Here is a 25,422-nt window from a genome sequence, read left to right as displayed (position 1 = left end):
AGGTGGGAACGATTGGGCGGCGCGCCGTCGGGAACACGGATCAATGGCACCATGACCGATGTCCGACAGCCCCGCTGACGCCGGGCCGCGCGAGCGGCACGACGCCCGATCCGCGTTGGGAGAGACACTGACTTCCGAGGCGATTCCGAGCCGCACCACCCGTTTCGCGGGCGAACCGCACTGTGTGACGGGTGCGCGGCTCGCTGCCGAGGAATTCCTCTGCGACCTCGGCGAGAGCGTGCCCCCCGCGAGTCCCGAGCACTGGGACGACATCCTGCTGGTGGTGACCGAACTGGCCGCCAACGCCGTCCAGTACGCTCCTGGGCCCTTCGCGCTCAGGATGCGGCGGACGTTCGACGGCGTGCACGTGACCTTGCGCGACACCAATCCGACGCCGCCCGCCCCCCGCTCCTTCAACCCCCGCACGGGCGGCGGTGGCATCGGCTGGCATCTGATCCACGCCCTGTGCGACCAGGTCAGCGTGGTGCCGGACGATCGCGGCAAGGACGTGCACGTCTTCCTGCCGTGGTGAGGTGTCGGGCTCCCCTCAGGCGGTGGCCGTGAGCCGCAGGTAGTAGGCGCCGACCTCCGACAGGTAGGCGGGGTCCCGGGTCTCGCTGTCGGTGCGGAAGCGCGGGGCCGCCTTCACCTCCGACCCGGTGCAGGCCACCGTGATCCGGCGGTCCTGGGTGTCGACACGGGTCACGACGCCCACCGGGACCAGGACGCTCCGGCCGAAGACCCAGACGCCGGTGTCCACGACGAGGTGGGCCAGTCCCCCGGGGGCGGCCTGCCGGTCCACGTGCCCGATCGTGCCGTCGCTCGCGACAACGCTGAAGCCCGTCAGGTCCTGTCCCTCGACGTAACCGCTGTCCGGCGCGTACGACCAGATGCTGTCGGTGGTCACGCTGCTCCTTCCCTCCCGAACGCTGCACGGGTCCCGGTGGTTGGCAACGCACGGGCCCACTGCACCAAATACCCGTCTGCCGCACGCGCATTCGACGAACGGCCCGTCACAAGCGGTTTCCGGTCCTCCGCTCCGCGCACCTCCTTCACCTTTCTCCCGGTGCGTTTTCAGGTCAGGACGGGCATGGTGGTCCTCGACGCATTCGTCGCGTCCGCACGGGCAGACGAAGGGCGTTCGAGGCAGACCGCCTGGAGCCGCAGAAAGGGATGAACACCGTGACACGACCCAGGATCCTGGTGGTCGGCGCCGGCTTCGCCGGTGTCGAGTGCGTGCGCCGGCTGGAGCGGAAGCTCTCGCCGGACGAAGCCGACGTCACCCTGGTGACGCCGTTCGCCTACCAGCTCTATCTCCCTCTGCTGCCCCAGGTCGCCTCCGGCGTGCTGACGCCGCAGTCGATCGCCGTCTCCCTGCGCCGCAGCAAGAAGTACCGCACCCGGATCATCCCGGGCGGTGCGATCGGCGTGGACCTCAAGTCCAAGGTCTGTGTGATCCGCACCATCACGGACGAGATCGTCAACGAGCCGTACGACTACATCGTGCTGGCGCCCGGCAGCATCACCCGGACCTTCGACATCCCCGGCCTCACCGAGCACGCCTTCGGCATGAAGACGCTGGCCGAGGCGGCCTACATCCGCGACCACGTCATCTCCCAGCTCGACCTGGCCGACGCCAGCCAGGACCCGGCGGAGCGGGCGGCGCGGCTCCAGTTCGTGGTGGTGGGCGGCGGGTACGCCGGCACCGAGACCGCGGCCTGTCTGCAGAAGCTCACGCACGCGGCGGTCAAGCGCTACCCGCGCATCGACCCCTCGCTGATCAAGTGGCATCTGATCGACATCGCCCCGAAGCTGATGCCGGAGCTGGGCGACAAGCTGGGTCGCAGCGCGCAGGAGATCCTCAAGCGGCGTGGCATCGACGTGTCGCTGGGCGTGTCGATCGAGAAAGCGGGGCCCGAGGAGGTCACCTTCACCGACGGGCGGGTGGTGCCCACCCGGACGCTGATCTGGACCGCCGGGGTCGTCGCGAGCCCGCTGATCGCCACGCTCGGCGCGGAAACGATTCGCGGGCGGCTCGCGGTGACGGCCGAGATGACCCTGCCGGGCCATGACGGGGTCTTCGCGCTCGGTGACTCCGCCGCCGTGCCCGACAAGGCCAAGGACGACGACAGCGCGGTCTGCCCGCCCACGGCCCAGCACGCCATGCGCCAGGGCAAGACGGTCGCCGACAACGTCATCGCGACACTCCGGGGCCAGGCCCTGAAGCCGTACGTCCACAAGGACCTCGGCCTGGTCGTCGACCTCGGCGGCACGGACGCCGTCTCCAAGCCGCTCGGGATCGAACTGCGCGGCCTGCCCGCCCAGTTCGCCGCCCGCGGCTACCACTGGGCGGCGCTGCGCACCAACGTCGCCAAGGTCCGGGTGGCGACCAACTGGACGCTCAACGCCGTCGCGGGCGACGATTTCGTCCGCACCGGCTTCCAGGCCCGCAAGCCCGCCAAGCTGAAGGACTTCGAGTACACCGACGCGTATCTGACGCCGGAACAGGTCCGGGCGCAGGTCGAGGGGCCGAAGCCACTCGACCCGTAGATGTGGCGCACGTCACTTGGGGCCGCCGATCGGTTTCCCGCCGGTCGGCGGTCGTAGGAAGGACAGCACAGCGCCTCCCGAAAGGACACCGCCATGGCCGAGACCGTGAAGGGCCCCGCCAGCTACTTCCCCTCCATTGAGAAGAAGTACGGCCGCCCGATCGCAGAGTGGCAGGAACTCATCCGCTCCTCGCCGCTCACCCGGCACATGGAACTGGTCGCCTGGCTCAAGACCGAGCACGGCCTGGGACACGGCCACGCCAACGCGCTGGTGGCCCACACCCTCGCGGAGGCCAAGGGGAGGTGATCCGCTCCGCCGTGCCATGCTGGAAACGGATCATGACGTGACACGGGAGTGAGTACGGCGGAGTGAACACAGCGAGGCTGCGGGACCGGATCGCCGCGTCGGACCCGGGGCTGCTGAGACTGGCCGCCGGTCTGCGCACGGTCGGCGCGATCGCGCTCACGCTGGCCGTGCTCGGCGTGCTGGGGGTGAGCGTCCCGCATCTGGTGGCCGGCGCCATCGCCGCCATGGTCGCCACCTTCGCCATCCGCGAGAAGCAGCGCGCCCCGCAGGCGGTGACGCTCGCCCTGGGCCTGCCGGTGGCGCTGGCCTCCCTGTCGCTGGGTGCGCTGCTGAGCTCCCGGGTGGTGGCCGGTGACCTCTTCTTCGTGGTGCTGATCTTCTGCGCGGTCTACGGCCGCCGCTTCGGCGAGCGGGGCACCGCGCTCGGTCTGATCGGCTTCCAGGTCTACTTCGTGTCCCTGTTCGTCGGCGCCACCGTCTCCGGCCTGCCCGAGCTCTACGGCGTCCTCGGCGTCGCCTTCCTGTGCAGTGCGGCGGCGCGGTTCCTGCTGGTGCCGGAGACCCCGGCGGGCCTTCTGGAGCGCCTGCGGGAGGCCTTCCGGGCCCGGCTGGCGCAGCTGGTGTCCGCGCAGCTCGGGCTGCTCGACGCCGGGCCCGGGGAGATCGACGAGGTGCTGGAGACGGTGCGCGAGGGCACCGCGCGGTTGCACGAGACGGCGCTGATGATCCAGGGGCGGCTGGAGGAGGGGACCGCCGACGAGGCCACGGCACGGCTGGTGCAGCGGCGGATCGCGGACGCCGAGATCGCCGCCGAGCGGCTCGGCCTGCTGCTGCTGACGGCCCGCAGTGCCGAGCAGGCGGACACCCTGACCCTGCATCTGCCGGGCGCGCCGGCCCCGCGGGCGGGCCGGATGCCCGGCCGGGACGAGGCGATGGCGCAGGTGCGCCGCGATCTGGAGGCGCTGCGGCTGCTGGTGCTGCGCCCGGTGGCCGCGCGGTCCGGTACCGCTCTGTCCCAGGTGCGCAACCGGCTCCTCGGCTACCGCGAGGAGGACAGGCTGCCGCCCGCGCCACCGGCCGTGCAGGACGTCTTCCGGGGCATCGGCGAGACCGCCCGGGCGGTCCTGGGCCTCAGGATCGCCCTGGACGGGCCGCAGGACGAGTCGGACGACTCCCCCGCGACGGCCCGTTCGCGCGAGGAGCTGGACGCCGAGGACGCCGTGATGGACGCGGGCGAGGCGCAGGAGGAGCTCACGGGGCTCGAGCGGCCCACGACCCGGGCCGCGGTGCAGGTGGCCGTGGGGTCCGCGCTCGCCATGGTCGGCGGGGAGTTCCTGTCCAGTCAGCGCTGGTACTGGGCCGTGCTGACCTGCTGGATCGTCTTCCTCAACACCGCGTCCACGGGCGAGATCCTGGTGAAGGGCTACCGGCGTCTGCTGGGCACGGTCCTCGGCGTGCTGGCCGGGATCGTGCTGGCCGGGGTGGTCGGGCAGCACACCTGGACCGCGTTCGCCCTGGTGCTGGTGCTGGTGTTCGCGATGTTCTACACCGCGCCGCTCTCCTACACGCTGATGTCGTTCTTCGTCACCGCTGCCCTGGGCCTCCTCTACACCCTGCTGCACACCTACAGCCTCTCGGTCCTGGTGCTGCGGGTGGAGGAGACCGCGCTCGGCGCGGCCTGCGGGGTCATCGCGGCGGCGTTCGTCCTGCCGGTGCGCACGGACCGCCGTACCAACGACCTGCTCGTCACCGTCCTGGAGCGGCTCGACGAGGTCACCGAGGCCGCCGTGGACCAGCTCAGCGGCGGCACCCCGGTCGAACTGCTCGACCAGGCACGCGACCTGGACCAGGCGCTGGCCGATCTGCGGGCGGCCACCCAGCCGCTCACGCATCCGATCACGCCGCTCCGGGCCCGGCGGGACACGGCCCGCTACGTGGTGGCGCTGCTGGAGACCTGCGCGTACCACGCGCGTTCGCTGGCGGCGACGGCCGAACTGCTGCCCACGCATCCCTCGATCGCGGCGGACCCCCGGCTGCGGCGGGCGGGCCGGCGCATCGGGGACAACATCGCGGCGATCGCCGCGCATCTGGCCGACGAGCACTCCGCCGCCGCGGTCGAGACCGGGCCGAGCATCGCGTCGCTCCTGGAGACGGAGGTCCCCGGAACTCCGCGGTTCGGGCGGGTCACCGACCGGGTGCTGCGGCACGTGCAGCGGCTGGACGAGACCCTGGTGGGCCTGGCCCGGCCGCTGCACGTGCCGGTTTCGGCGCCGAAGCGGTAGCGCACGACCCGGCGTTCAGCAGGGCCGGCGCCTCGCGTTCAGAGGTCCGTGGGCAGACCGCTCACCTCGGCGATGCCCCGCAACTCGTCGTCGAGCCGCCGGCGTTCGCGGATGTAGTCGGCGATCTCACCGAGGCGCACCGGGTCGTCGGCTGTGTCCGCGTCGGTGACCACCCGGATCGGGCCGGTCTTCTCGTCGACGTGGAGCTCGATCACCTTGTTGTCCATGCGCCCGGTGACGGCGGTGGCGATGACCAGTGCGGCCTCGTCGCGGATCTCCTGGGGCAGCCCGTCCTGTTGACTGTCCTCGAGGGCGAAGTCCAGGGCGGGCAGCTGTTGTTCGTCGATCGCCCGCAGGACCGGGCGGACCACGCTGAGCAGCAGCTCGTAGTCCTCCGAGGCCATGCGGATGCGCAGAAGGTCCAGGTAGACGTCCACGGGCCTACCGTCGGGCGGAAGCTCGGGTTCGTTCATACGCCTCGGGTTCCCCACGAGCCGCCGCTCAGACCTTCCGCCAGCGTGCCATCGCGAACGAGAACACCCCGAACAGCACCAGCCCGACGGCGATCAGCACGAGCAGCCAGGGCCCCAGCGGGGTGTCGGCGAACGAGCGGAGCGTGTCGTCGAGGCCCTTGGCCTTCTTCGGCTCGTAGTCGACCGCGGCCCGGACGGCGAACGCGCCCGCCGCGGCGAACACCACGCCACGCGCCACTCCGCCGCCCACACCCGTCACGTCCACCAGCTTGCGGACGCGCGGGCCCATCTCGGAAAGCTTGAGCTTGTCGTGGAAGGACCGCAACAGCGCCCGTCCGGCGATCCACACACCGGCCACCGCGACGCCGACGCCCGCGGCGCCCACGAGCCACTGGCCGCCGGGCCACTCCAGGGCCCGGGCGGTGATGTCCTTGGACTGCTTGTCGCTCGATCCGCTGCCGCCGGAGCCGGAGCCCACGGCGAAGGAGAGCACGGAGTACGCGACGAAGGCGTAGAAGAGGAAGCGGCCCGCCGACATCAGCCGTTTGGTGACCTTGCGGCCGTCGGGGCCGACCGAGCCGAAGACGACCTCCGACAGCCGCCACAGGGCCATGCCGACCAGCCCGATGCCCAGCGCCCACAGGACCACCGAGCCGAAGGGCTTGTCGGCGACGGCGGCGAGGGCGCCGCCGCGGTCCGCCTGGCGCTTGCCGTCGCCGAAGGCGATCTGGAGCGCCAGCACACCGACCAGCAGGTAGATCACGCCACGGGCGGTGAAGCCCACCCGGGCGGCCCACTCCACCGCGGAGCCGCGCGCCGCACGCCTGGCCCCGAGGCGGCCGGACTGTGCCATGGTGCTCGTGTTCATGTCCACTCCTGGGTTCCTCATGCCCTGGGCGGGCGGTCGCACGGCTACGGTCAGTCGGCCAGTCGGGCGCGTTCGGGGACGGCCCCGAGGAGACGGTGGGCGGTCTCCAGGGCCAGCCGCACGTCCCGGGTGCCGGTCGACACACAGAGCGTGTAGGCGAGGTCCCGCGCCCGCGGGCTCGGCTCGGACACCGTGCGGGCCTCCGCGGCCCGCAGTGCCTCGTACTCCTCGACGAGCCGCCGCAGGAACGCGGGGTCGGGTATCAGCATCTGACTCCCTCCTCGTACTCTCAGGCCTCGGCCGGCCCGTCGGCGGCGTGCCGCCTCGCCCGGTCGGCCAGCGCCTCGTCACGCACGCGGGCGCAGCTGCGGCTGATGAGCCGGGAGACGTGCATCTGCGAGATGCCGAGCTGGTCGGCGATGCGGCTCTGGGTCATGTCCTCGAAGAAGCGCATGTAGAGGATGGCGCGTTCACGCTCGGGCAGCCTGCGCAGCCCTTCCTTGGCGGACTCGCGGTCGACCACGACGTCGTACGAGGTGTCGGGGCCGCCCAGGGTGTCCGCGAGGCTGTAGCCGTCGTCGCCGGCCGACAGTTCGGCGTCCAGGGACAGCGTGCTGAAGCTTTCGAGGGCCTCCAGTCCGGTGGTGACCTCTTCCTCGGTCAGACCGGTGTGGGCGGCGAGGTCGGCGGGCGAGGGTTCGGGGGAACCGGGGTTCTGGGTGAGTTCGCGTCGGGCCACCCGCACCTTGTTGCGCAGTTCCTGCACCCGGCGGGGCACCCTGAGGGCCCACATGCGGTCGCGGAAGTGGCGCTTGACCTCGCCGGTGATGGTGGGGACGGCATAGCTCTCGAAGGCTCCTCGTTCCGGTTCGAACCGGTCGATGGCCTTCACGAGCCCGAGGGCGGCGACCTGGCGCAGGTCCTCGAGGGACTCACCGCGGTCGCGGAAGCGGCCCGCGATGCGGTGGGCCATGGGCAGCCACGCGGTGACGAGTTCGTCGCGCAGGGCGTCTCGTTCGGGTCCTTCTTCCAGCCCGGCCAGCCGGGTGAAGAGAGCCATGGTGTCGGGGGCGTCGTCGTGCCGCCGCCTGCCGGAGGTGGTGGGACGGTCCTGGGTGGTGGGACGGCTGGTCGACGTGTCGGTGAGCATGCGGATTCGCTCCTGAAGAACGGGTTCAGGGACTGACCGCGGGAGGTACGCCGCCGGGACCGCAGAAGAGGGGCCCGCAGCAGCCGTACAGCTCCCGCTGGCGCGCCTCCGGTCCGAAGCACGAAACTGCGTCTGCCCTGCTGTATGGGGCCCAAACACCGTTGGCGAAAACTCCGTTTCCGGAGCTGTCCCAGCAGTGTCGGTTCAGCTCAGGGGCACCATCGCGGTGATGCACTTGCCGCCCGTGGGCAGATCGGTGACCCGGACGTCGTGGGCGAGGCGGCAGACGATGGGCCAGCCGTGACCGCCGGGCCGCCACCGGCCCTGCCGGTCGACGGGCTCCTTGGCGACCGGCAGGGCGGTGCTGCGGTCGCTCACCGAGACGCGGACGCCCTGCCCCTCGACACTGACGTCGAAGTCGGTGATGCCGCCGCCGTGCAGGATGGCGTTGGTGGTGAGTTCGGAGGTGACGAGCAGCGCGTCCGAGAGGGCCTGCGCGTCGCAGGGGGTGTGGGTGGCTCGGCACCGCTCGGACACGGCCCGCTCGACGGCCCGGCGCGCCTCGGCCGGCCGGTAGGGACGTGGGGGTGCGTGACGGTACGCCACGGAGGTTTCGGGGGTGGCGTCGGTCCTGTGCTCCTCGCACATGACGTGGCTCCTGATCGGTGGAACGACTGGCTGTCTGTTCGGTGCTGCGGAAGCCGGGCCCGGCCCGGCCCGCGAACACGGTGACCGCGGTGTGCGCTGCGCGCTCCCCGTGTGCCTCTCTCATCGGCTCACCTCTGCCCGCCCGGTCAAACCTTCCTGTTTCGGGCGGATCTCCCGGTGATCCGACGGCATTGCGCGGGTACGCGGACTGCATGACCGATGTCGTGGACTCAGACGAACTGCTGCGCCGTATCCAGCGCGCCCGGGCCTGTGCGGCCGAGGAGGAGCGGTCCTGGCGGGCCCGGAGCGAGGAGCTGGCCTCCGCCGACACGGACGCCGCCCGGGACGCGACCGTCCGCACGCTGGCCTACGAGGCGGTGACGCGGGTGCTGGACGAGGTGCTGAGGCCGGGCAGCCGCGGGCCCTCCGGTGGTCCGGCCCAGGCTGGTTGACGCAGGTGCGGTCCGGGCACCCGGGGCCCCATGACTGCCGATCACACGCAAGCACCGGTTCTGGACGCCCTGGCCGACTACCACCGCCGGGGGCGGCTGTCGTTCGCTCCGCCGGGCCACAAGCAGGCCCGGGGGGCCGACCCCGCGGTGCGGGAGGTGCTGGGTGACGCGGTCTTCCTGGGCGATGTGCTGGCCTCGGGCGGTCTGGACGACCGGCTGACCCGGGGGCGGGTGCTGGAGCGGGCCGAGGAGTTGCTGGCCGACGCGGTGCACGCGGAGCACACCTTCTTCACCACGTGCGGGAGTTCGCTGTCCGTGAAGGCGGCCATGCTGGCCGTCGCGGGCCCGCACGAGAAGCTGCTGATCGGGCGGGACGCCCACAAGTCGGTGGTGTCGGGGCTGATCCTGTCGGGGATCGAGCCGGTGTGGGTGGATCCGCGGTGGGACGCCGAGCGCCATCTCGCGCACCCGCCGTCGGCCGCCGACTTCGAGCGGGCCTTCGAGGCCCACCCGGACGCGAAGGGCGCCCTGGTCGTCAGTCCGACGCCGTACGGCGGCTGCGCGGCCCTCGAGGACATCGCCGAGGTGTGCCACCGCCGCTCGGTGCCGTTGATCGTGGACGAGGCCTGGGGCGCGCATCTGCCCTTCCACCCCGATCTGCCGTCCTGGGCCATGGACGCGGGCGCCGACATCTGCGTGACCAGCATCCACAAGATGGGCAGCGGTCTCGAACAGGGGTCGGTCTTCCACCTCCAGGGCGGTCTCGTCCCGCCGGACCTGCTGAAGATGCGCGCCGACCTGCTGGGTTCCACCAGTCCCTCGGTGCTGCTGTACGCCGGTATCGACGGCTGGCGCCGGCAGATGGCGCTGCACGGCAAGGAGTTGATGGGCGGGGCGCTCGACCTCGCGGCCCGGGTGCGGCCGGCGATCGAGGAGATCGAGGGGATGCACGTCAACGACCGGGACGACTTCTGCGGGCCCGGCCTGGCCGACGACTTCGATCCGCTGCCCTGCGTCATCGACGTCACGGGGCTCGGGGTGACCGGGTTCCAGGCGGCGGACTGGCTGCGCGAGCACCGGAGCATCGACGCCCACCTCACCGACCACCGCCGGATCGGCATGCAGATCACCCATGGCGACGACGAGGAGACCACCGGCCAGCTGCTCCGCGCGCTCCGGGATCTCGCCCGGGCCGCGCCGGAGTTCGGTCCGGCTCCGCGGGTGTCCGTGCCGCCGCCGTCCGAGCTGCGGATGGAGCAGGTGCGACTGCCCCGGGACGCGTTCTTCGGGCCGGCCGAGAACGTACCGGTCGCCGAGGCCGCGGGACGGATCGCGGCGGAGCTGATCACGCCGTATCCGCCGGGGATCCCCGCCGTACTGCCCGGCGAGCTGCTGACCGAACCGGTGCTGGAGTATCTGCGGACGGGCCTGGCCGCGGGCATGAACCTGCCGGATCCGGCCGACGCCGAGTTGGAGACGATCAGGGTGGTAAACGCCTCTTCCGAGTGAAACCGGTCACCCACCCCGGATTCGATTGCGCGAAATCGCCATGGATGGTTTACGGTTCATCCATACGTGGTGACGGGGTGCAAACCCTCCTCCGCACCACCTCTGACTGCCCTGGCTGGCCTCCCCCGTCCAGCCAGGGCTTTTCCATGCCATGAGCAGATCCTCACCTCCGCCGAGGTGCCCCGGGCGGCGGCAGCCGCTGAAATGGGCATAGGCACAACACCGGAATCCCTCGCCGGCGAGGAGCCCCGCGTCATGACCAAAGCGACGAAACTGCTGAACGCCCTGCCGCAGCCGCAGCGCCAGAGCCTGATGACGCTCGCCAAGGAGGTCTCCTTCCCCGAGGACCACCGCATCTTCGAGGCGGGCGGCACGGCCGACCGCTTCTGGGTCATCCGCTCCGGGGCGGTCTCGCTCACCCAGCAGGTGACCGCCCACCAGCGGGTCACCGTGGCCGGGCTCGGCGCGGGCGACCTGCTCGGCTGGTCCTGGCTGTTCCCGCCGTACCAGTGGGACTTCGGCGCGGAGGCGTTCAGCCCGGTGCGGGCCTACGAGTTCGACGCGGCGGCGGTGCTGCGGCTGTGCGAGGAGGACAGGCAGCTCGGGATGATCCTGGTGCGGAGTGTCGCGGAGATCCTCGCCCATCGGCTGGAGACGACGCGCGGCAAGCTCATGGAGCAGTACGGCTCGCGCCGCAGGAGTGCCCTGTAGGTCTCAGATCCGGTAGCGGCGCAGCGCCGGCACCGTGAAGGCGAGGCCCAGCATGACGGCGACGACCAGGAGGCCGCCGCCGGCCACCGCGGTGCGCGCGCCGAAGGCGGACCCCGCGGTGCCGTGCAGGACGTCGGCGAGGCGGGGGCCGCCCGCGACGACGACCGTGAAGACGCCCTGCATGCGGCCGCGCATCTCGTCGGTGGCGGCGGAGAGCAGGATCGCCCCGCGGAAGACCATCGAGACCATGTCGGCGACCCCGGCCGCGGCCAGGAACACCACGGCGAGCCACAGGCTGTCGCTCAGCCCGAACCCGGTGATGGCCGCACCCCAGGCCACGACCGCCCCGATGACCATCCAGCCGTGCCGCCGGGCCCGCGAGAACGTGCCGGAGAACAGCCCGCCGACCACGGCGCCGATCGGGATGGCGGCGAACAGCAGACCCAGCGCGAGCCCCTCCCCGTAGGGGGCGTAGGTCTCGGAGGCGAGCTGCGGGAACAGGGCCCTGGGCATGCCGAAGACCATGGCGATGATGTCGGCGAGGAAGGACAGCAGCAGCACCTTGTGCGCGGAGATGTACCGGAAGCCCTCGGCGATCTCGCGCACACCGGCCCGGCGCGCCAGGGTGGTCGCGAGCGGTGGCAGGGCGGGCAGCCGGTACACCGCCCACACCGTCACGCACAGCGCGAGGGCGTCGATGAGGTACAGCTCCGGCAGACCGATCACCGGGATCAGCACACCCGCGAGCAGCGGGCCCATGACCTGGCCGGTCTGCATGACGGTGGAGCCGAGCGCGTTGGCCGCGGGCAGCTGGTCCGCGGGCACCAGCCGGGCGATGGAGGCGTTGCGGGCAGGGGAGTTGAGGCCCCAGAAGGCCTGCTGGACCGCGAGCAGGACCATCAGGGCGGCCACCGAGTCGAGTCCGGTGACGGCCTGGAGCCAGAACAGGACCGAGGTGACGGCGATACCGCTGTTGGTGATCAGGAGCAGCTTGCGGCGGTCCATGGTGTCCGCGACCGCGCCGCCCCACAGCGCGAACACGATCAGCGGCAGCAGTCCGGCCATGCTCGCGGCGCCGACCCAGGCGGAGGAGCCGGTGATGTCGTAGATCTGCTTGGGCACCGCGACGGCGGTGAGCTGGCTGCCGACGGCCGTGACGATCGTCGAGCTCCACAGCCGGCGGTAGGCCGGGATGCGCAGCGGGCGGGTGTCCATCGCCCAGCGGCGCCAGCCGCGCCGGGGCGGCGGTGCCTGGTCCGCGGTCGGCGTCTCGTCCGCCGTCGGGGTCTGGGGTTCGGTGCTGCTCTCGCCGGTGTCCACGCGCTTCCTGGTTGCTCGTTACATCTATCGGGTCCAGGGTTCACTATCGCAGCACCGCCCGGGAGTTCGGGACGCGGTGTCCCGGCTTTCGGGACGCGCGCCCGGAGTGTTCATGCTCCGGCCACGAGCGTGAGGCCCAGGGCGATCATCGTCGCGGCGACCAGTCCGTCCAGGACCCGCCAGGCGGCCGGCCTGGCCAGGAAGCGGCTGAGCAGCCGGGCGCCGAAGCCGAGGGCGGCGAACCAGCACAGGCTCGCGAGCACGGCACCGAGGCCGAAGGTCCAGCGCAGCGGGCCGCGGTCGGCGGCGATGGAGCCGAGCAGGAACACCGTGTCGAGGTAGACGTGCGGGTTGAGCCAGGTCATGGCCAGACAGGTCAGCACCGCCCGCCTGCGGGAGCCCGCCGCCTCGCCCTCCGCCTTCAGGCCCGACTCCCCCGGCCTGAAGACCCGGCGGGCGGCCAGGACGCCGTAGCAGAGCAGGAAGCCGCCGCCGATCCAGCCGACCAGGGTCAGCGCGCCGGGCCAGGCGACCACCACGGCACCGACACCGCCGACGCCGAGGGCGATGAGGACGGCGTCGGACAGGGCGCAGATGCCGACGACGGCGAGGACCGCGTCGCGGCGGATCCCCTGGCGCAGGACGAAGGCGTTCTGGGCGCCGATGGCGACGATGAGCGAGAGGCCGGTGCCGAAACCTGCGGCAGCGGCGGACAGAGAGGCTGGCATGACTTCGACGGTACGGAGACGATCACTGCACGTACAGCTAAAGATTCTTACGTATCATTAGTTTTCGTGATGATGACCGAACTCCCCCTGGATCAGGTGCGGACTCTGCTCGCGGTGGTCGACGAGGGCACGTTCGACGCCGCGGCGGCGGCGCTGCACGTGACGCCGTCGGCGGTGAGCCAGCGGGTCAAGGCCTTGGAGCAGCGCACCGGGCGGGTGCTGCTGGTGCGCACGAAGCCGGTGCGGGTGACCGAGTCGGGCGAGGTCGTGGTGCGGTTCGGACGGCAGCTGGCGCGCCTCGAGCGGGACGCGCTCGCCGAGTTGGGGATGCCGGGCGAGGGCGAGGTGACCCGGGTCTCGGTCGCCGTGAACGCGGACTCGCTGGCGACCTGGTTCCTGGAGGCGCTGACGCGGGTCCCCGAGCGGGAGCGGCTCTGTTTCGAGCTGCGGCGCGAGGACGAGAAGCGGACGGCGGAGCTGCTGCGGGAGGGGGTGGTGATGGCGGCGGTGACGTCTTCGGCGGAGGCCGTGGCGGGGTGTTCCGTACGGCTTCTGGGGCGGATGCGGTATCTGGCGGCGGCGAGTCCCGGGTTCGCCGAGAGGTGTCTCGACGGGCCGTCGGTGGACGGGCTCGCCGAGGCGCCGGTGGTGACCTTCGACCGGAGCGACGACATCCAGGACGGGTTCCTGCGGGGGCTGGGGTTCGGCGGGGCGAGCCCGGTGCGGCACGCGGTGCCGACGTCGGAGGGGTTCGTGGAGGCGGTCGCGCTGGGGCTGGGGTGGGGGATGGTGCCGGAGGTGCAGGCCGGGGCGCTGCTGCGGGCGGGGCGGCTGGTCGCGCTGGCGCCGGACCGGCCGGTGGACGTGCCGTTGTACTGGCAGCAGTGGAAGCTGGATTCGCCCGCGTTGGCGGCGGTGTCGCAGGCGGTGGCCGCGGTGGCTTCAGAGGCCCTGCGATGACCTGCCGTCGGGCGGCCTCAGGTCCGTCGTGGCTGGTCGCGCAGTTCCCCGCGCCCCTTGCGGGGCGTTGTCCACCTGTCTCTCCACACTGTCCAGGAGCATCTCCAAGGCCGTGGGATAGGCGCTGGTGATCATGTGCTGCGCGAGCAGGGGTGCCGCCTCGGCGATCCTCGGATACCTGTCGGCGGGCAGCCGCGCATAGGTCGAACGCCACCTGGCCTCGTCCTCGTCCAGCGCCGCGCTCGGCAGTGCCAGGGACGCCGCGTCCAGGGCCGCGAAGGCCAGTGTCTGGTCGATGAAGGCGTGGTAGATCCGGACCGTGTCGGGGAGCGGGAAGGCCGCCGTGCGCAGGATGCCGAGGACCGCCTCGTCCGCGGCCAGTTCGTTGGCGCGGCCGGTGACCCGGCTCGTCGTCAGCAGGGCGGCCTGGGGGTGGGCCACGTACGCGGCATGGATGCGCAGGCCCACGTCGCGCAGGTCCCGCCGCCACTCCCCCGTCGGCTCCCAGCCCTCCAGCGCCTGCCCGATCAGCGCGTCGCCGATCGCCAGCGTCAGGTCGTCCATGCCGCGGAAGTAGCGGTAGAGCGTGCTCGGGTCGGCGTCCAGGGCCAGGCCCAGGCGGCGGGCGGTGAGTCCCGCGCTGCCGTGTTCGCGGAGCATGCGCAGGGCGGTCCGGACGATCAGCTCCTCCGAGAGGACGGTGCCGCTCCTGGTGGGCCGGCGCCGACGGCGTTTCTCCTCGGGGACGACGGGCTTGGGCATCCGTGGCCTCCTTGCGCCGTGCCTTATGCCAACGCCATTGACCTTAAACGAACGCACGGCGTTGTATCTCCCGCAGGGGCCCCGTACATCTGCGACCTTCGACCCGTAAGGGGAGTGTTCTGTCATGCGTGTCCTGCTCGTGGGCGCCGGAGGCGTCGGTACCGCCATCACCCGGATCGCCGCCCGGCGGCCCTTCTTCGACGCCATGGTCGTCGCCGACTACGACCCCGCCCGCGCCGAGGCCGCGGTGGCCGCGCTGGGTGACCTGGCCGGCCGGTTCACCGCCGAGCGCGTGGACGCGAGCGACGAGTCGGCCGTGACCGCCCTGCTGGAGCGCCACGCCTGTGACGTCCTGCTCAACGCCACCGATCCCCGGTTCGTCATGCCCCTGTTCCGAGCGGCCCGCTCCGCCGGGGCGACCTATGTCGACATGGCGATGTCCCTGTCGCGTCCGCACCCCTCTCTGCCGTACGAGGAGTGCGGGGTCAAACTCGGCGACGAGCAGTTCGCGCAGGCCGAGGAGTGGGAGAAGGCGGGCGCGCTGGCCCTCGTCGGGATGGGGGTGGAGCCGGGACTGTCCGACGTCTTCGCCCGGTACGCGGCCGACGAACTGTTCGACGAGATCGAGGAGATCGGCGTCCGCGACGGCGCGAACCTCACCGTCGACGGCTACGACTTCGCACCCTCCTTCAGCATCTGGACCACCATCGAGGAGTGCCTCAACCCGCCCGTGGTCTACGAGGAGAGCCGCGGCTGGTTCACCACGGAGCCCTTCAGCGAGCCCGAGGTCTTCGACTTCCCCGAGGGCATCGGGCCGGTGGAGTGCGTCAACGTGGAGCACGAGGAGGTGCTGCTCGTCCCCCGCTGGGTCGGCGCCCGCCGGGTCACCTTCAAGTACGGCCTGGGCCGCGAGTTCGTCGAGACGCTGAAGACGCTGCACCTGCTGGGCCTGGACCGCACCGAGCTGGTGACCGTGCCGAGCGCCGCCGGGCCGGTCGCGGTCTCGCCCCGGGACGTCGTGGCCGCCTGTCTGCCCGACCCGGCGACACTGGGCGAGCGGATGCACGGCAAGACCTGTGCGGGGACGTGGGTGAAGGGCGTCAAGGACGGTTCGGCGCGCGAGGTGTACCTGTACCACGTGGTCGACAACCAGTGGTCCATGGCGGAGTACGGCTGTCAGGCCGTGGTGTGGCAGACGGCCGTGAACCCGGTCGTGGCTCTCGAACTCCTCGCCGGCGGTGCCTGGTCGGGGGCCGGGGTCCTCGGTCCGGAGGCCTTCCCGGCCCTGCCCTTCCTGGAGTTGCTGACCGCGTACGGCTCCCCGTGGGGCCTCCGCGAGCAGTGACCGGGGTGTCCCACAGGACCCGATTGTTTCACCGCGCATCGACAGGTGACCCGAAAACGAGTAAGGCATCCACGAGGGCACGTACGACTTCGATCGCAGGTGACTTTTGATGGACAACTGGCGAACCCATGCCGCGTGCCGCCATGAGGACCCCGACCTCTTCTTCCCGATCGGCACCACCGGGCCCGCTCTGGTGCAGACGGAGCAGGCCAAGTCCGTGTGCCGGCGCTGCCCCGTCCAGGAGCAGTGCCTCGAGTGGGCCCTGGACACGGGACAGGGCATCGGCGTCTGGGGCGGCACCAGCGAGACGGAACGCCGCGCGCTGGCGCGGCGTGCGAGTGCCGCACGGAGAAGGTCCGGCTGACCGGAACGCTTCAGTGGCGGGCCCGGTGCACCGGCGGATCCGGCCGGCGCACCGGGCCCGTTCAGCGTTCCGTGCCGCGGGGGCCCGGACCCGTTCAGCGTTCCGTGCCGCGGCGCAGTGGGCCCCAGGTGGACTCCTGGGCGTCCACCGCGTCCCGGGCCTCGTCGATGACCCTGGGGTCGATCCAGCACATCGGCCGCACGTCCGCGACGAGCGGCTCGTTGTCCGGTCCCCGGCCCCGCTCGCGCCCCTGGAGCACCCAGGGGCGTACTCCGGGACCCTTGTCGTGCGGCAGGTGGGAGTAGTCGTAGAGGCGCCGGGCCACCCACAGCCGTGCGGGGCGTCCCTGCCACCACTCCTCCATGTCGAGCGGATTGGCCGAGAGCCCGGGCAGCGCCAGGCCGGTGAGGTCGTCGGTGCTGGACGAACGGGCCAGGTCGACCTCGGGGCCGCGCGACCAGCGGACGTACAGCCGCTCGTACCGCGCGGCCAGGTCCGCGAGCTCGGCCAGTGTCCGCAGCACCGGCAGCCCGTCCGGCACACCCATCTCGTGACCTCCTTCTTCCGTCGCGGGCCTACGGGGTACCCCCCGGCCACCGGCGGAATCGGGACACCTCGCTATGGTGTCGGGCCCCCGGGCAGCCGCAGGGTGAAGACACTGCCCTTCCCCGGCTCGCTGGCCACGTCGACCGTGCCGCCGTGGGCGGCGACCAGGTGGCGGACGATGGGCAGGCCGAGCCCCGAGCCTCCGGTACGGCGGCTGCGGGACTTCTCCGCGCGCCAGAACCGGTCGAACACGTGCGGCAGGTCCTCGGGCGCGATGCCCGAGCCGGTGTCGGCGACCTCGAGGAGGACGTCGTCGCCGTCCCGGCGCGCGGCGAGGGTGACCGTGCCGTCGGGCGGGGTGTGCCGCAGTGCGTTGGAGACCAGGTTGCCGAGCGCCTGCCGCATCCGGACCGGGTCGGCGTCCAGCCACAGCTCGTCCTCCGCGCGGGTGCGCAGCTCCGCCGGGGCCGTGACCCGGTAGGCCGCCGCCACCTGCTGGAGGAGTTCGTCGCAGCGCACGGGCTCGCGGTGCAGGCGCAGGGTGCCGGCGTCGGCGGCCGCGAGGTCCTGGAGATCGTCGATGACGCGCTGGAGGACGAGGGACTCCTCGTGCAGGGAGGCGAGCAGGGCGGGATCGGGGTCGACGACACCGTCCCGGGTCACCTCCAGCCAGCCGCGGATGTTGGTGAGGGGGCTGCGCAGTTCGTGGGCGATGTCGCTGACCATCGCCTTGCGCTGGGCCTCCAGCCGCTCCCGGCGTTCGGACAGGTCGTTGAAGGCGGCGGCGAGGATGCCGGTCTCGTCCCGGGTGGTGACGGGGACGCGGACATGGAGTTCGGGCGGCTGCTGGGCCGCCGCGGTGAGCGCGCGCAGCGGCCGCACCAGCCGGCCGGCGACGAGGGCGGTCGCGGCGACGGTGACGGCGAACACCAGTCCGGCGACCCCGACGACCTTCGCTTTGTTGGCCGGGGACATGTCGAACAGCACGGCGGGGGTGTCCCCGGTGCCCAGGTAGAGTTCCGCGGCTGGTGCCACGTAGGGGTCGAGCTGGGTGCGGAGGGCTTTGTCGAAGCAGGGCTGCGCGAGGCGTGCCTCCTTGTCACCGAGCTTGCCGCTCACGGACTCGCGCACGTCGACCGCGCCCGGTCCGCTCCCCATCAGCACGGCGTACTCGGCGCTCAGCCCCTTCTCGACCAGACAGGCGCGGGCCAGCTCCCGGGCCGCCTTGACCGCCTTCTTCTCTGTCGCGGTGGGGGTGTTGAGCCGTCCGTCCGCGCAGGCGTCCGGCACGGCGTCGGGCGCGGAGCCGCTGTCCGGGTCGGTGAGGAGCATCCGCCCGGTCGGGGTACGGCTCAGGTCGGTCTTTACACCGAACTTGGAGAAGCAGAGCTGGCGTTTGCGGGCCAGCGCGTCGACCTGGACGCGTTCCGCCCGGGTGAGCCGGTACGGGCCCACCGCGCGCGGGTCGATGCCCGCGATCTGGGCGCCGCGCTCGCTGTAGGTGTCGGTGTGCAGCGGGTCGACGGCGGCGGCCGCGCTCGGGGGCAGCGCGGTGCCGCGCGGCGCGGAGTCGGCGACGACCCTGCGGTCCGGGGTGGTCAGGGCGATGCGCCGGCCGGTCCTCGCGGACAGCTCACGCACGGTGGCGGTCACGCCCGACCAGTCGGGGTGGGTCGCCGCGTAACCGCTGAGCTCCGCGAGCACGTCCATGTCGTCGGCGAGTGCCTGGCCCTGCTCCTCGCGCAGGGCCTGGGTGGTGGTGGCCACGGCGAGCCACGCGGTCGCGGCCACCGAGCACACGGCGATGAGTCCGGACGTGATCAGCAGGCGGACCAGCAGCCGCTTGTGCAGGGGTATCCGACGGCCCGGGGGTGCCGGCGCGCTCATCCGCGGCCGCCGCTGAGTTTGTAGCCCACCCCGAACACCGTCAGCAGCCTGGCCGGACGGCGCGGATCGGCCTCGATCTTGCGGCGCAGGTTCATGATGTGCACGTCCACGGCCCGTTCGGTGGAGGCCCGGTCGGTGCCCCGGGTGACCTCCAGCAACTGGCGGCGCGAGAAGACCCGTTCGGGCTCGGCGACCATGGCCAGCAGGATCTCGAACTCGGCCGGCGTGCACTCCACCGGCGCCCCGTCACAGCGCACCTCGTGCCGCACCGGATCGACGGACAGGCCCGCGGCACGCACGACGGGATCCTCGCGCCGCTCGGTGTCGGCGCCCCGCCCGCTGCGCCGCAGCACGGTCCGGATGCGGGCCATCAGCTCGCGCGGACTGTACGGCTTGGTCATGTAGTCGTCGGCGCCCAGTTCCAGGCCCAGCAGGACGTCGTCCTCCTCGGACCGCGCGGTGAGCATCACGACGGGGATGTCGGCGTCCCGGCGCAGCACCCGGCACACCCCGAAGCCGTCGACGACCGGCAGCATCAGGTCCAGGACGACGAGGTCGGGGGCGATCCGCCGGGCCGCGTCCAGGGCGGCCCGCCCGTCGTGGACCACGGTGGCCGTGTGGCCCTCCGCGAGCAGGGACCGTCGTATGAGTTCGGCCTGCATCTCGTCGTCCTCGGCGACCAGCACATGTGCGCACACTCGGCGGATCCTAAGCGCTTCAGCGGGCCAGGGACGCGCCGTCGCCCATGACGACGACGGGGTGCAGGTCCGGGTCCAGGGTGCGGAGCAGCTCCTTCATGTGCTCCGCGGCGACGCTCACACAGCCGTGGGTGGGCCCGCCGTGGTCGACGTGGAGCCAGATGCCGCCGCCGCGGCCCGCCCCCATCGGGCGGGTCCAGTCCAGGGGTGAGGTGCCGGGCCGCCGGTTGTAGTTGATGGCGATCACGTAGTCGAAGGACCCGGCCAGCGGCTCGCCCTCGAAGCCCGTGCCCGGTGCGGTGAAGCTGGAGGAGCGGTCGTACGGCAGTTTCGTGCCGGGGTCCCTGAGCAGCCCTCCGGCGTCCGTGAGGGTGTAGACGCCGATCGGTGAGTGCAGGTCGCCGGCCAGGTGGTGGTCGGTCCAGCCCTTGAGGGCGTTGTGCGCGGGCCAGCTCGCGCCGGCCCGCCAGCCGGCCTCGGTGCGCTGGTACAGGACGACGGTCGAGTCCGAGGAGCCACGGTCCTCGCCGGTGACGACGACGGCCTGCCGGGCGTCGGCCGGTACCTTCGCCAAGGTCCTGGGCCCGAGGCCGGGGATCTGCTGGGGAGCGACCTCGAGGGAGATGTCCGGAGAGGGAGTGGGTTCCGGGGTCTCCCGAGAGGGCGCGGGCGCGCCCTGTGTGCTGGCCACGGCGCCGCCGCCGCATCCGGTGAGAAGCAGGGACGCGGCGAGCAGGGCCACGTGGGTTCTGCGTGTGATCATGGAACGACTCTGACCGACACTTGTGAGGAACTCGTCAGTTTCTAGGGCCTGTTCGGCTTGCCGGGCGTGGAGAGCCAGGTCCGGAACAGTTCGTCCAGCTTCTTCCCCGAAACCCGTTCCGCAAGTCGCTCGAACTGCGCGGTGGTCCCGTGGCCGTCACGGTGTCCGGCCGCCCAGGCACGGAGGATCCCGAAGAACGCCCGGTCGCCCACGGTCGTGCGCAGCACGTGGAGGGTCATGGCGCCGCGGGCGTAGACGGGGGTGCCGAAGATGTTGGCGCCGCTGCCGGGATTGCCGGGCGGGAACTCCCACAGTTCGTCGCTCGCGGGCTTCGCGTAGAGCTCGTCGAAGGTCTTCTGCGCGCTGTCCCCGCCGTGCTGCTCGGCGTAGAGCCATTCCGCGTAGGTCGCGAAGCCCTCGTTGAGCCAGATGTCCTTCCAGGAGGTCAGCGACACGGAGTCGCCGAACCACTGGTGGGCGTTCTCGTGGACGAGGGTGCTGAGGTCGGGCGCCCGGTCGTAGACGGGACGGGACTGGGTCTCCAGCGCGTAGCCGACGTTCGGGGCGTGGTCCACGATCGAGCCGGCGGCGCGGAACGGGTAGGGCCCGAAGAGCTTGCTCTCCCATTCCAGGACGGAGGGCAGCTTCTTGAGGACGGGGGCCGCGGCGGCGGCCTCGCGCGAGTCGACGGCGTTGTAGACGCGGATCCCGTTCCTGGTGGTGAACTGCTCCACCTTGAACTTCCCGACGGTCGCGGTGGCCAGGTAGGCGGCCATGGGCTCGCTCTGGCGCCAGCGGAACGTGGTCTTCCCGTGCGTGGTCCGCTGGGAGAGGAGCACCCCGTTGGCGACCGCGGTGCGTCCCTGGGGGACGGTGATCGTGAAGTCGTACGACGACTTGTCCTTGGGGTGGTTGTTCGCCGGGAACCAGGTCATGGCGCCCTGCGGCTCCCCGGCGACGAACGCGCCGTCGTCGGTGGGGATCCAGCCGTCGAGCGAGCCGTCCGGGTCGGTGACGGGGCCGGGCTTGCCCTTGTAGGAGACGGTGACGGTGAAGCGTTCCCCCTTGCGCAGGGCGTGCCGCGGGGTGACGACGAGTTCCTGGCCGTCGCGGCGGAAGGCGGCCTTGGTGTGACCGACCGTCAGGGCGGTGACGGTGAGTCCCTTGAAGTCGAGGTCGAAGCGGGTCAGGCGCTGGGTGGCGCGGGCGGTGAGGACCGCCCTGCCGTCGAGATGGCGGCTCGCGGGGTCGTAACCGAGCGTCAGGCCGTAGTGCTCGACGTGGTATCCGCCGTTGCCGGCGAGCGGGAAGTAGGGGTCGCCCACTCCCGGAGAACCCGTCGACGGGGGTGCCGCGGCGCCGAGCAGGGCCACGAGGGTGACGGGGGTGGTGACGAGGACGAAGGTGCGTCTGACGGCCTTCGGCACAAGCGCTCCTACAGGTGGGGGGGCGGACAACGGCTTCACACTAAAGGCCCCCTCCCCCGCAACTCACCCTTGAGCAGGTCAAGTCGCGGCGCGCCTCGCAGTACGCTCCCGACGCACTCACCCTTCGTCGAGAGGCTTCCCGTGAGCGTGCGCATCCGTCGTGTCTATGAATCTCCGGAGCCGGAGGACGGCGTCCGGGTCCTGGTCGACCGGTTGTGGCCGCGCGGCCTGTCGAAGAACGCGGCCCGCGTGGACGAGTGGCCGAAGGCGCTCACCCCGTCGACGGAGCTGCGCCGCTGGTACCACGCGGGCGAGGGCTCCTACGAGGAGTTCGCCGAGCGGTACGAGGCGGAGCTGGCCGCTCCCGAGGCCGCTGAACTCCTGGAGCGGGTGCGGGAGTTGACGCGCAAGGGCGACGTGACCCTGCTGACCGCGTCGAAGACGCCGGAGCAGAGTCACGCCACCGTGCTGGTGCGCCTGTTGGAGTCCTAGCCGACCTGCTGCGCTGCCTCAGCCGACCTGCTGCGCCGCCGCCCGTCCGGCCGCGCGGCCCGAGAAGAGGCAGCCGCCGAGGAAGGTGCCCTCCAGGGCGTTGTAGCCGTGGACTCCGCCGCCGCCGAAGCCGGCCACCTCGCCCGCCGCGTACAGGCCCTCGAGCGGCTTGCCGTCGGTGCCCAGGGCGCGGGAGTCGAGGTCGGTCTGGATGCCGCCGAGGGTCTTGCGGGTCAGGATGTGCAGCTTGACGCCGATGAGGGGGCCGGCGGCGGGGTCGAGGATGCGGTGCGGGGTGGCGACCCGGCCGAGGCGGTCGCCGATGTAGCGGCGGGCGTTGCGGATGCCCTGCACCTGGGCGTCCTTGCTGTAGGAGTTGGCGATCTGGAGGTCGCGGGCCTCGATCTGGCGGCGGATCGTGGCGGCGTCCAGGAGCGCCTTGTCCGTCAGGCCGTTCATCTTCTCGACCAGCTGCTCCAGGTTCGGCGCGGTCACGAAGTCCGCGCCCTTGCGCAGGAAGGCGTCGACCGGGCCCGGCGCGCCCTTGCCGAGGACGCGCTCCTTGAGGAAGCCCGCGCGGTCCTTGGCGGTGATGTCGGGGTTCTGCTCGGAGCCGGAGAGCGCGAACTCCTTCTCGATGATCTTCTGCGTGAGGATGAACCAGGAGTGGTCGTACTCCGCGATGTCCTCGGTGGTGCGCAGGTGCTTGAGGGTGCCGAGGGTGTCGTAGCCGGGCAGGCACGGGTCGGGCAGCCGGCGGCCGAGGGCGTCGAACCACAGGGAGGACGGGCCGGGCAGGATGCGGATGCCGTGGCCCGGCCAGATCGGGTCCCAGTTCTGGATGCCCTCGGTGTAGTGCCACATGCGGTCGCGGTTGACCAGGCGGACGCCCGCGCTCTCGCTGATGTCGAGCATCCGGCCGTCGACGTGGGCGGGGACGCCGGTGACCATCTCGGTGGGCGGGTTGCCGAGCCGTTCGGGCCAGTAGCGGCGGACGATGTCGTGGTTGGCGCCGATGCCGCCGGTGGTGACGACGACGGCCTGGGCGGTCAGTTCGAAGTCGCCGATCCGGTCGCGGTTGGAGGCCACTCCGCGCGCGGAGTCGTCCTCGGCGAGCACGGTCCCGCGCACGCCCCGCGCGGTGCCGTCCTCGATGACCAGCTCGTCGACCTGGTGGCGGTGGTAGAAGGTCAGCAGTCCGTCGCGGGCGGCCTGCTTGGCGTACCCGACGAAGGGCTCGACGACGCCGGTTCCGGTGCCCCACGCGATGTGGAAGCGGGGCACGGAGTTGCCGTGGCCGTGGGCGGTGAGGTCGCCGCGCTCGGCCCAGCCGACGGTGGGCAGGAACTTGATGCCGTGCCCCTCCAGCCAGGACCGCTTCTCCCCCGCCGCGAACTCGACGTAGGCGCGCGCCCAGCGCACCGCCCAGGAGTCCTCGTCGTCGACGCGGTCGAACCCGGCGCTGCCCTGCCAGTCGCTCCAGGCCAGGTCGAAGGAGTCCTTGATGCCGAGGCGCCGCTGCTCCGGGGAGTCGACGAGGAAGAGCCCGCCGAAGGACCAGAAGGCCTGGCCGCCGAGGTTGGCGGCGTTCTCCTGGTCGACCAGGGCGACCCTCCTGCCGCGGCTGGTGAGTTCGTGCGCGGCGACCAGGCCCGCGAGCCCCGCTCCGACGACGATGACGTCGGCATCCATGGCGACCGTCCCTTCCCTCATTCGGTGGTGTCGCTGCCGTCGGTGAGCAGCGCGGTGAGCAGTTGCTTGAGCCAGACGCGGGCCCGCTCCAGGTCCCCGTCCAGCAGCAGTTGGACGGTGACCCCGTCGTAGGCGGCGACCACGGCGTGCGCGGCGCCCTCCACGTCGACCAGCACGGCGGGCAGTTCGGCGTGCCCACGCGCGCGTGCCAGCCGGTCGGCGATCGCCCGCCTGAGGCGGGCCCGGTGTTCGAGCAGGGTCCGGGCGACCTCGGGCGCGCGGGCCGCGTGCACCAGGAAGTCGGTCTTCACCAGCAGCCAGTCCCGGTCCAGGAGCAGCACCTCGGTGACCCGGTCGACGGCGGCCGGGACGTCGAGCCCCGGTCCGTCGAGGGCGAGGGCACCGGAGACCTGCTCCGCGATCAGCTCGGCGCGCTGCTGGTACAGGGCGAAGAACAGCTCGTCGAGGCTGTCGAAGTTCGAGTAGAAGGCGCCCCGGCTGTAGCCGGCCGCCTCGCAGACCTCCTCGATCGACACCCGCCCGAAGCCCTTGGCGGCGAAGACCTCGAAGGCCGCGTCGAGCAGGTTGGCCCGCGTGCGGACCCGGCGCCTGGTCACGCGCCTGGTCGTCTCCTCCACCGCCATGTCGGCCCTCCGTTCGATACGTGAATGTATCCGATACAGCGGTGTATCGAAAGGATCGAACACGTCAGCGGTTTTGATTGGAACAGATTTTCGAATGAGGAGTACGCTGGATGCATGACCAGGCACCTCCAGGGCTCCCTCTTCGACCAGACCGACGAACTCGGGCTCGGCCCCCTCGACGGGATCCGCCGTACCGTGCTCGGCCTCGGTGCCTGGATCGACGTGCTGCCCGGCTGGCTGGGCGGCTCCGACGCCCTGTTCGAACAGCTGGCCGCCGAGGTGCCGTGGCGTGCGGAGCGCCGGAAGATGTACGACCACGTCGTCGCCGTACCGCGGCTGCTGGCCTTCTACGGCGTGGACGACGCCCTGCCCCACCCCGTGCTGACAGAGGCGCGGGACGCGCTTTCCGCCCGCTACGCCGACGAGCTCGGCGAGCCGTTCACGACGGCCGGGCTGTGCTACTACCGCGACGGCCGGGACAGCGTCGCCTGGCACGGCGACCGGGGCGGGCGGGGCGCGAGCCACGACACCATGGTCGCGATCGTCTCTGTGGGCGCGCCGCGCGACCTCCTGCTGCGGCCCGCGCGCGGCGGCGGCGAGACGATACGGCGACCACTCGGCCACGGCGACCTGATCGTCATGGGCGGCTCCTGCCAGCGCACCTGGGAGCACGCCGTACCGAAGACCACCCGCGCGACGGGTCCGCGCATCAGCATCCAGTTCCGCCCGCACGGCGTGCACTGAGGCCCGCACGGCGTGCACCGCGAGTCCCGTACGGCGTGCGGTGAGAACCCCGCACGGCGTGCACTGAGGCCCGCACGGCGTGCACCGCGAGTCCCGTACGG

28 protein-coding genes are annotated in these 25,422 nt (G+C 71.9%); 12 read left to right on the top strand and 16 right to left on the bottom strand.

The window, feature by feature from the left end; all coding sequences use genetic code 11:
• Nucleotides 1-58: 58 nt before the first annotated feature.
• Nucleotides 59-532: an ATP-binding protein gene (locus tag OHN19_RS40920; RefSeq protein WP_330269066.1), complete on the top strand. Its 474-nt coding sequence runs from the start codon at nucleotides 59-61 to the stop codon at nucleotides 530-532.
• A 15-nt stretch (nucleotides 533-547) separates the two neighbouring features.
• Here the strand turns inward: OHN19_RS40920 and OHN19_RS40915 are convergent, their stop codons facing one another.
• Nucleotides 548-907 (bottom strand): PRC-barrel domain-containing protein, encoded by a 360-nt coding sequence (locus tag OHN19_RS40915; protein ID WP_330269065.1) that lies wholly within the window; start codon nucleotides 905-907, stop codon nucleotides 548-550.
• A gap of 266 nt (nucleotides 908-1,173) precedes the next feature.
• Between OHN19_RS40915 and OHN19_RS40910 the strand changes: the two genes are divergently transcribed.
• The 3 genes from OHN19_RS40910 (at nucleotide 1,174) to OHN19_RS40900 (ending at nucleotide 5,138) form a co-directional block, all read left to right on the top strand.
• On the top strand, nucleotides 1,174-2,550 hold the full coding sequence (locus OHN19_RS40910; RefSeq protein WP_330269064.1) for an NAD(P)/FAD-dependent oxidoreductase: 1,377 nt from the start codon (nucleotides 1,174-1,176) through the stop codon (nucleotides 2,548-2,550).
• Nucleotides 2,551-2,643: 93 nt separating this feature from the next.
• Nucleotides 2,644-2,856: a DUF4287 domain-containing protein gene (locus tag OHN19_RS40905; protein ID WP_330269063.1), complete on the top strand. Its 213-nt coding sequence runs from the start codon at nucleotides 2,644-2,646 to the stop codon at nucleotides 2,854-2,856.
• Nucleotides 2,857-2,918: 62 nt separating this feature from the next.
• Nucleotides 2,919-5,138 (top strand): FUSC family protein, encoded by a 2,220-nt coding sequence (locus OHN19_RS40900; protein ID WP_330269062.1) that lies wholly within the window; start codon nucleotides 2,919-2,921, stop codon nucleotides 5,136-5,138.
• Between the two features lie 38 nt (nucleotides 5,139-5,176).
• Here OHN19_RS40900 and OHN19_RS40895 read toward each other — a convergent pair whose 3' ends face one another.
• From OHN19_RS40895 to OHN19_RS40875, 5 genes are all read right to left on the bottom strand, one after another.
• The gene (locus OHN19_RS40895; RefSeq protein ID WP_330269061.1) at nucleotides 5,177-5,611 is read right to left on the bottom strand and encodes a hypothetical protein; all 435 of its coding nucleotides are present in this window, start codon (nucleotides 5,609-5,611) and stop codon (nucleotides 5,177-5,179) included.
• A 28-nt stretch (nucleotides 5,612-5,639) separates the two neighbouring features.
• Complete coding sequence (locus OHN19_RS40890; protein WP_123764780.1) at nucleotides 5,640-6,479, bottom strand: DUF1206 domain-containing protein; 840 nt, start codon at nucleotides 6,477-6,479, stop codon at nucleotides 5,640-5,642.
• A 50-nt stretch (nucleotides 6,480-6,529) separates the two neighbouring features.
• The gene (locus OHN19_RS40885) at nucleotides 6,530-6,748 is read right to left on the bottom strand and encodes a DUF5133 domain-containing protein (RefSeq protein WP_330269060.1); all 219 of its coding nucleotides are present in this window, start codon (nucleotides 6,746-6,748) and stop codon (nucleotides 6,530-6,532) included.
• 20 nt (nucleotides 6,749-6,768) lie between these two features.
• Nucleotides 6,769-7,629: a SigB/SigF/SigG family RNA polymerase sigma factor gene (locus OHN19_RS40880; RefSeq protein WP_330269059.1), complete on the bottom strand. Its 861-nt coding sequence runs from the start codon at nucleotides 7,627-7,629 to the stop codon at nucleotides 6,769-6,771.
• Between the two features lie 204 nt (nucleotides 7,630-7,833).
• Nucleotides 7,834-8,277 carry an ATP-binding protein gene (locus OHN19_RS40875; protein WP_330269058.1) on the bottom strand — a complete coding sequence of 148 codons (444 nt, stop codon included), beginning with the start codon at nucleotides 8,275-8,277 and terminating at the stop codon, nucleotides 7,834-7,836.
• 212 nt (nucleotides 8,278-8,489) lie between these two features.
• Between OHN19_RS40875 and OHN19_RS40870 the strand changes: the two genes are divergently transcribed.
• The 3 genes from OHN19_RS40870 to OHN19_RS40860 all read left to right on the top strand — a co-directional run bounded on the left by OHN19_RS40870 (nucleotide 8,490) and on the right by OHN19_RS40860 (nucleotide 10,949).
• Entirely contained in the window at nucleotides 8,490-8,729 is a 240-nt protein-coding gene (locus OHN19_RS40870; protein ID WP_330269057.1) for a hypothetical protein, read from the top strand.
• Between the two features lie 30 nt (nucleotides 8,730-8,759).
• Nucleotides 8,760-10,238: an aminotransferase class I/II-fold pyridoxal phosphate-dependent enzyme gene (locus tag OHN19_RS40865; RefSeq protein ID WP_330269056.1), complete on the top strand. Its 1,479-nt coding sequence runs from the start codon at nucleotides 8,760-8,762 to the stop codon at nucleotides 10,236-10,238.
• Between the two features lie 255 nt (nucleotides 10,239-10,493).
• On the top strand, nucleotides 10,494-10,949 hold the full coding sequence (locus OHN19_RS40860; protein WP_330269055.1) for a cyclic nucleotide-binding domain-containing protein: 456 nt from the start codon (nucleotides 10,494-10,496) through the stop codon (nucleotides 10,947-10,949).
• 3 nt (nucleotides 10,950-10,952) lie between these two features.
• Here OHN19_RS40860 and OHN19_RS40855 read toward each other — a convergent pair whose 3' ends face one another.
• Nucleotides 10,953-12,269: an MFS transporter gene (locus tag OHN19_RS40855; RefSeq protein WP_330269054.1), complete on the bottom strand. Its 1,317-nt coding sequence runs from the start codon at nucleotides 12,267-12,269 to the stop codon at nucleotides 10,953-10,955.
• A 110-nt stretch (nucleotides 12,270-12,379) separates the two neighbouring features.
• The gene (locus tag OHN19_RS40850) at nucleotides 12,380-12,997 is read right to left on the bottom strand and encodes a LysE/ArgO family amino acid transporter (protein WP_330269053.1); all 618 of its coding nucleotides are present in this window, start codon (nucleotides 12,995-12,997) and stop codon (nucleotides 12,380-12,382) included.
• Nucleotides 12,998-13,066: 69 nt separating this feature from the next.
• On the opposite strand from OHN19_RS40850, the gene OHN19_RS40845 reads away from it, so the two are divergent.
• A complete protein-coding gene (locus OHN19_RS40845; RefSeq protein WP_330269830.1) occupies nucleotides 13,067-13,957 on the top strand; it encodes a LysR family transcriptional regulator ArgP in 891 nt (296 codons plus the stop codon).
• Here the strand turns inward: OHN19_RS40845 and OHN19_RS40840 are convergent.
• Nucleotides 13,940-14,719, bottom strand: coding sequence for a helix-turn-helix domain-containing protein (locus OHN19_RS40840; protein ID WP_330269052.1), 780 nt, complete (start codon nucleotides 14,717-14,719; stop codon nucleotides 13,940-13,942). The two genes, OHN19_RS40845 and OHN19_RS40840, sit on opposite strands and share 18 nt — an antisense overlap.
• Nucleotides 14,720-14,843: 124 nt before the next feature.
• On the opposite strand from OHN19_RS40840, the gene OHN19_RS40835 reads away from it, so the two are divergent.
• On the top strand, nucleotides 14,844-16,064 hold the full coding sequence (locus OHN19_RS40835; RefSeq protein ID WP_330269051.1) for a saccharopine dehydrogenase family protein: 1,221 nt from the start codon (nucleotides 14,844-14,846) through the stop codon (nucleotides 16,062-16,064).
• A gap of 109 nt (nucleotides 16,065-16,173) precedes the next feature.
• Nucleotides 16,174-16,428, top strand: coding sequence for a WhiB family transcriptional regulator (locus tag OHN19_RS40830; protein WP_123758683.1), 255 nt, complete (start codon nucleotides 16,174-16,176; stop codon nucleotides 16,426-16,428).
• A gap of 94 nt (nucleotides 16,429-16,522) precedes the next feature.
• Here OHN19_RS40830 and OHN19_RS40825 read toward each other — a convergent pair whose 3' ends face one another.
• The 5 genes from OHN19_RS40825 to OHN19_RS40805 form a co-directional block, all read right to left on the bottom strand.
• Complete coding sequence (locus OHN19_RS40825; protein WP_330269050.1) at nucleotides 16,523-16,975, bottom strand: DUF6098 family protein; 453 nt, start codon at nucleotides 16,973-16,975, stop codon at nucleotides 16,523-16,525.
• 71 nt (nucleotides 16,976-17,046) lie between these two features.
• Complete coding sequence (locus OHN19_RS40820) at nucleotides 17,047-18,861, bottom strand: HAMP domain-containing sensor histidine kinase (protein ID WP_330269049.1); 1,815 nt, start codon at nucleotides 18,859-18,861, stop codon at nucleotides 17,047-17,049.
• Nucleotides 18,858-19,559: a response regulator transcription factor gene (locus OHN19_RS40815; RefSeq protein WP_330269048.1), complete on the bottom strand. Its 702-nt coding sequence runs from the start codon at nucleotides 19,557-19,559 to the stop codon at nucleotides 18,858-18,860. Before OHN19_RS40815 ends, OHN19_RS40820 begins: the two co-directional genes overlap by 4 nt.
• 19 nt (nucleotides 19,560-19,578) lie before the next feature.
• Entirely contained in the window at nucleotides 19,579-20,322 is a 744-nt protein-coding gene (locus tag OHN19_RS40810; protein WP_330269047.1) for a L,D-transpeptidase family protein, read from the bottom strand.
• Between the two features lie 41 nt (nucleotides 20,323-20,363).
• Nucleotides 20,364-21,749 (bottom strand): M1 family metallopeptidase, encoded by a 1,386-nt coding sequence (locus tag OHN19_RS40805; protein ID WP_330269046.1) that lies wholly within the window; start codon nucleotides 21,747-21,749, stop codon nucleotides 20,364-20,366.
• A gap of 141 nt (nucleotides 21,750-21,890) precedes the next feature.
• Between OHN19_RS40805 and OHN19_RS40800 the strand changes: the two genes are divergently transcribed.
• Nucleotides 21,891-22,241 (top strand): DUF488 domain-containing protein, encoded by a 351-nt coding sequence (locus OHN19_RS40800; protein WP_330269045.1) that lies wholly within the window; start codon nucleotides 21,891-21,893, stop codon nucleotides 22,239-22,241.
• Between the two features lie 18 nt (nucleotides 22,242-22,259).
• On the opposite strand, the gene OHN19_RS40795 is transcribed toward OHN19_RS40800, so the two are convergent.
• Entirely contained in the window at nucleotides 22,260-23,933 is a 1,674-nt protein-coding gene (locus tag OHN19_RS40795; protein ID WP_330269044.1) for an FAD-binding dehydrogenase, read from the bottom strand.
• Between the two features lie 17 nt (nucleotides 23,934-23,950).
• The gene (locus OHN19_RS40790) at nucleotides 23,951-24,577 is read right to left on the bottom strand and encodes a TetR/AcrR family transcriptional regulator (protein WP_330269043.1); all 627 of its coding nucleotides are present in this window, start codon (nucleotides 24,575-24,577) and stop codon (nucleotides 23,951-23,953) included.
• A 114-nt stretch (nucleotides 24,578-24,691) separates the two neighbouring features.
• On the opposite strand from OHN19_RS40790, the gene OHN19_RS40785 reads away from it, so the two are divergent.
• Nucleotides 24,692-25,321, top strand: coding sequence for an alpha-ketoglutarate-dependent dioxygenase AlkB family protein (locus OHN19_RS40785; RefSeq protein ID WP_330269042.1), 630 nt, complete (start codon nucleotides 24,692-24,694; stop codon nucleotides 25,319-25,321).
• The last annotated feature ends 101 nt before the right edge of the window (nucleotides 25,322-25,422 follow it).

Origin of the sequence: Streptomyces griseorubiginosus, from assembly GCF_036345115.1 — a bacterium.
Lineage (GTDB): Bacteria > Actinomycetota > Actinomycetes > Streptomycetales > Streptomycetaceae > Streptomyces > Streptomyces griseorubiginosus_C.
Note: the sequence above shows the minus strand (reverse complement) of the source record. Positions and strands in the feature narration are given on the sequence as shown.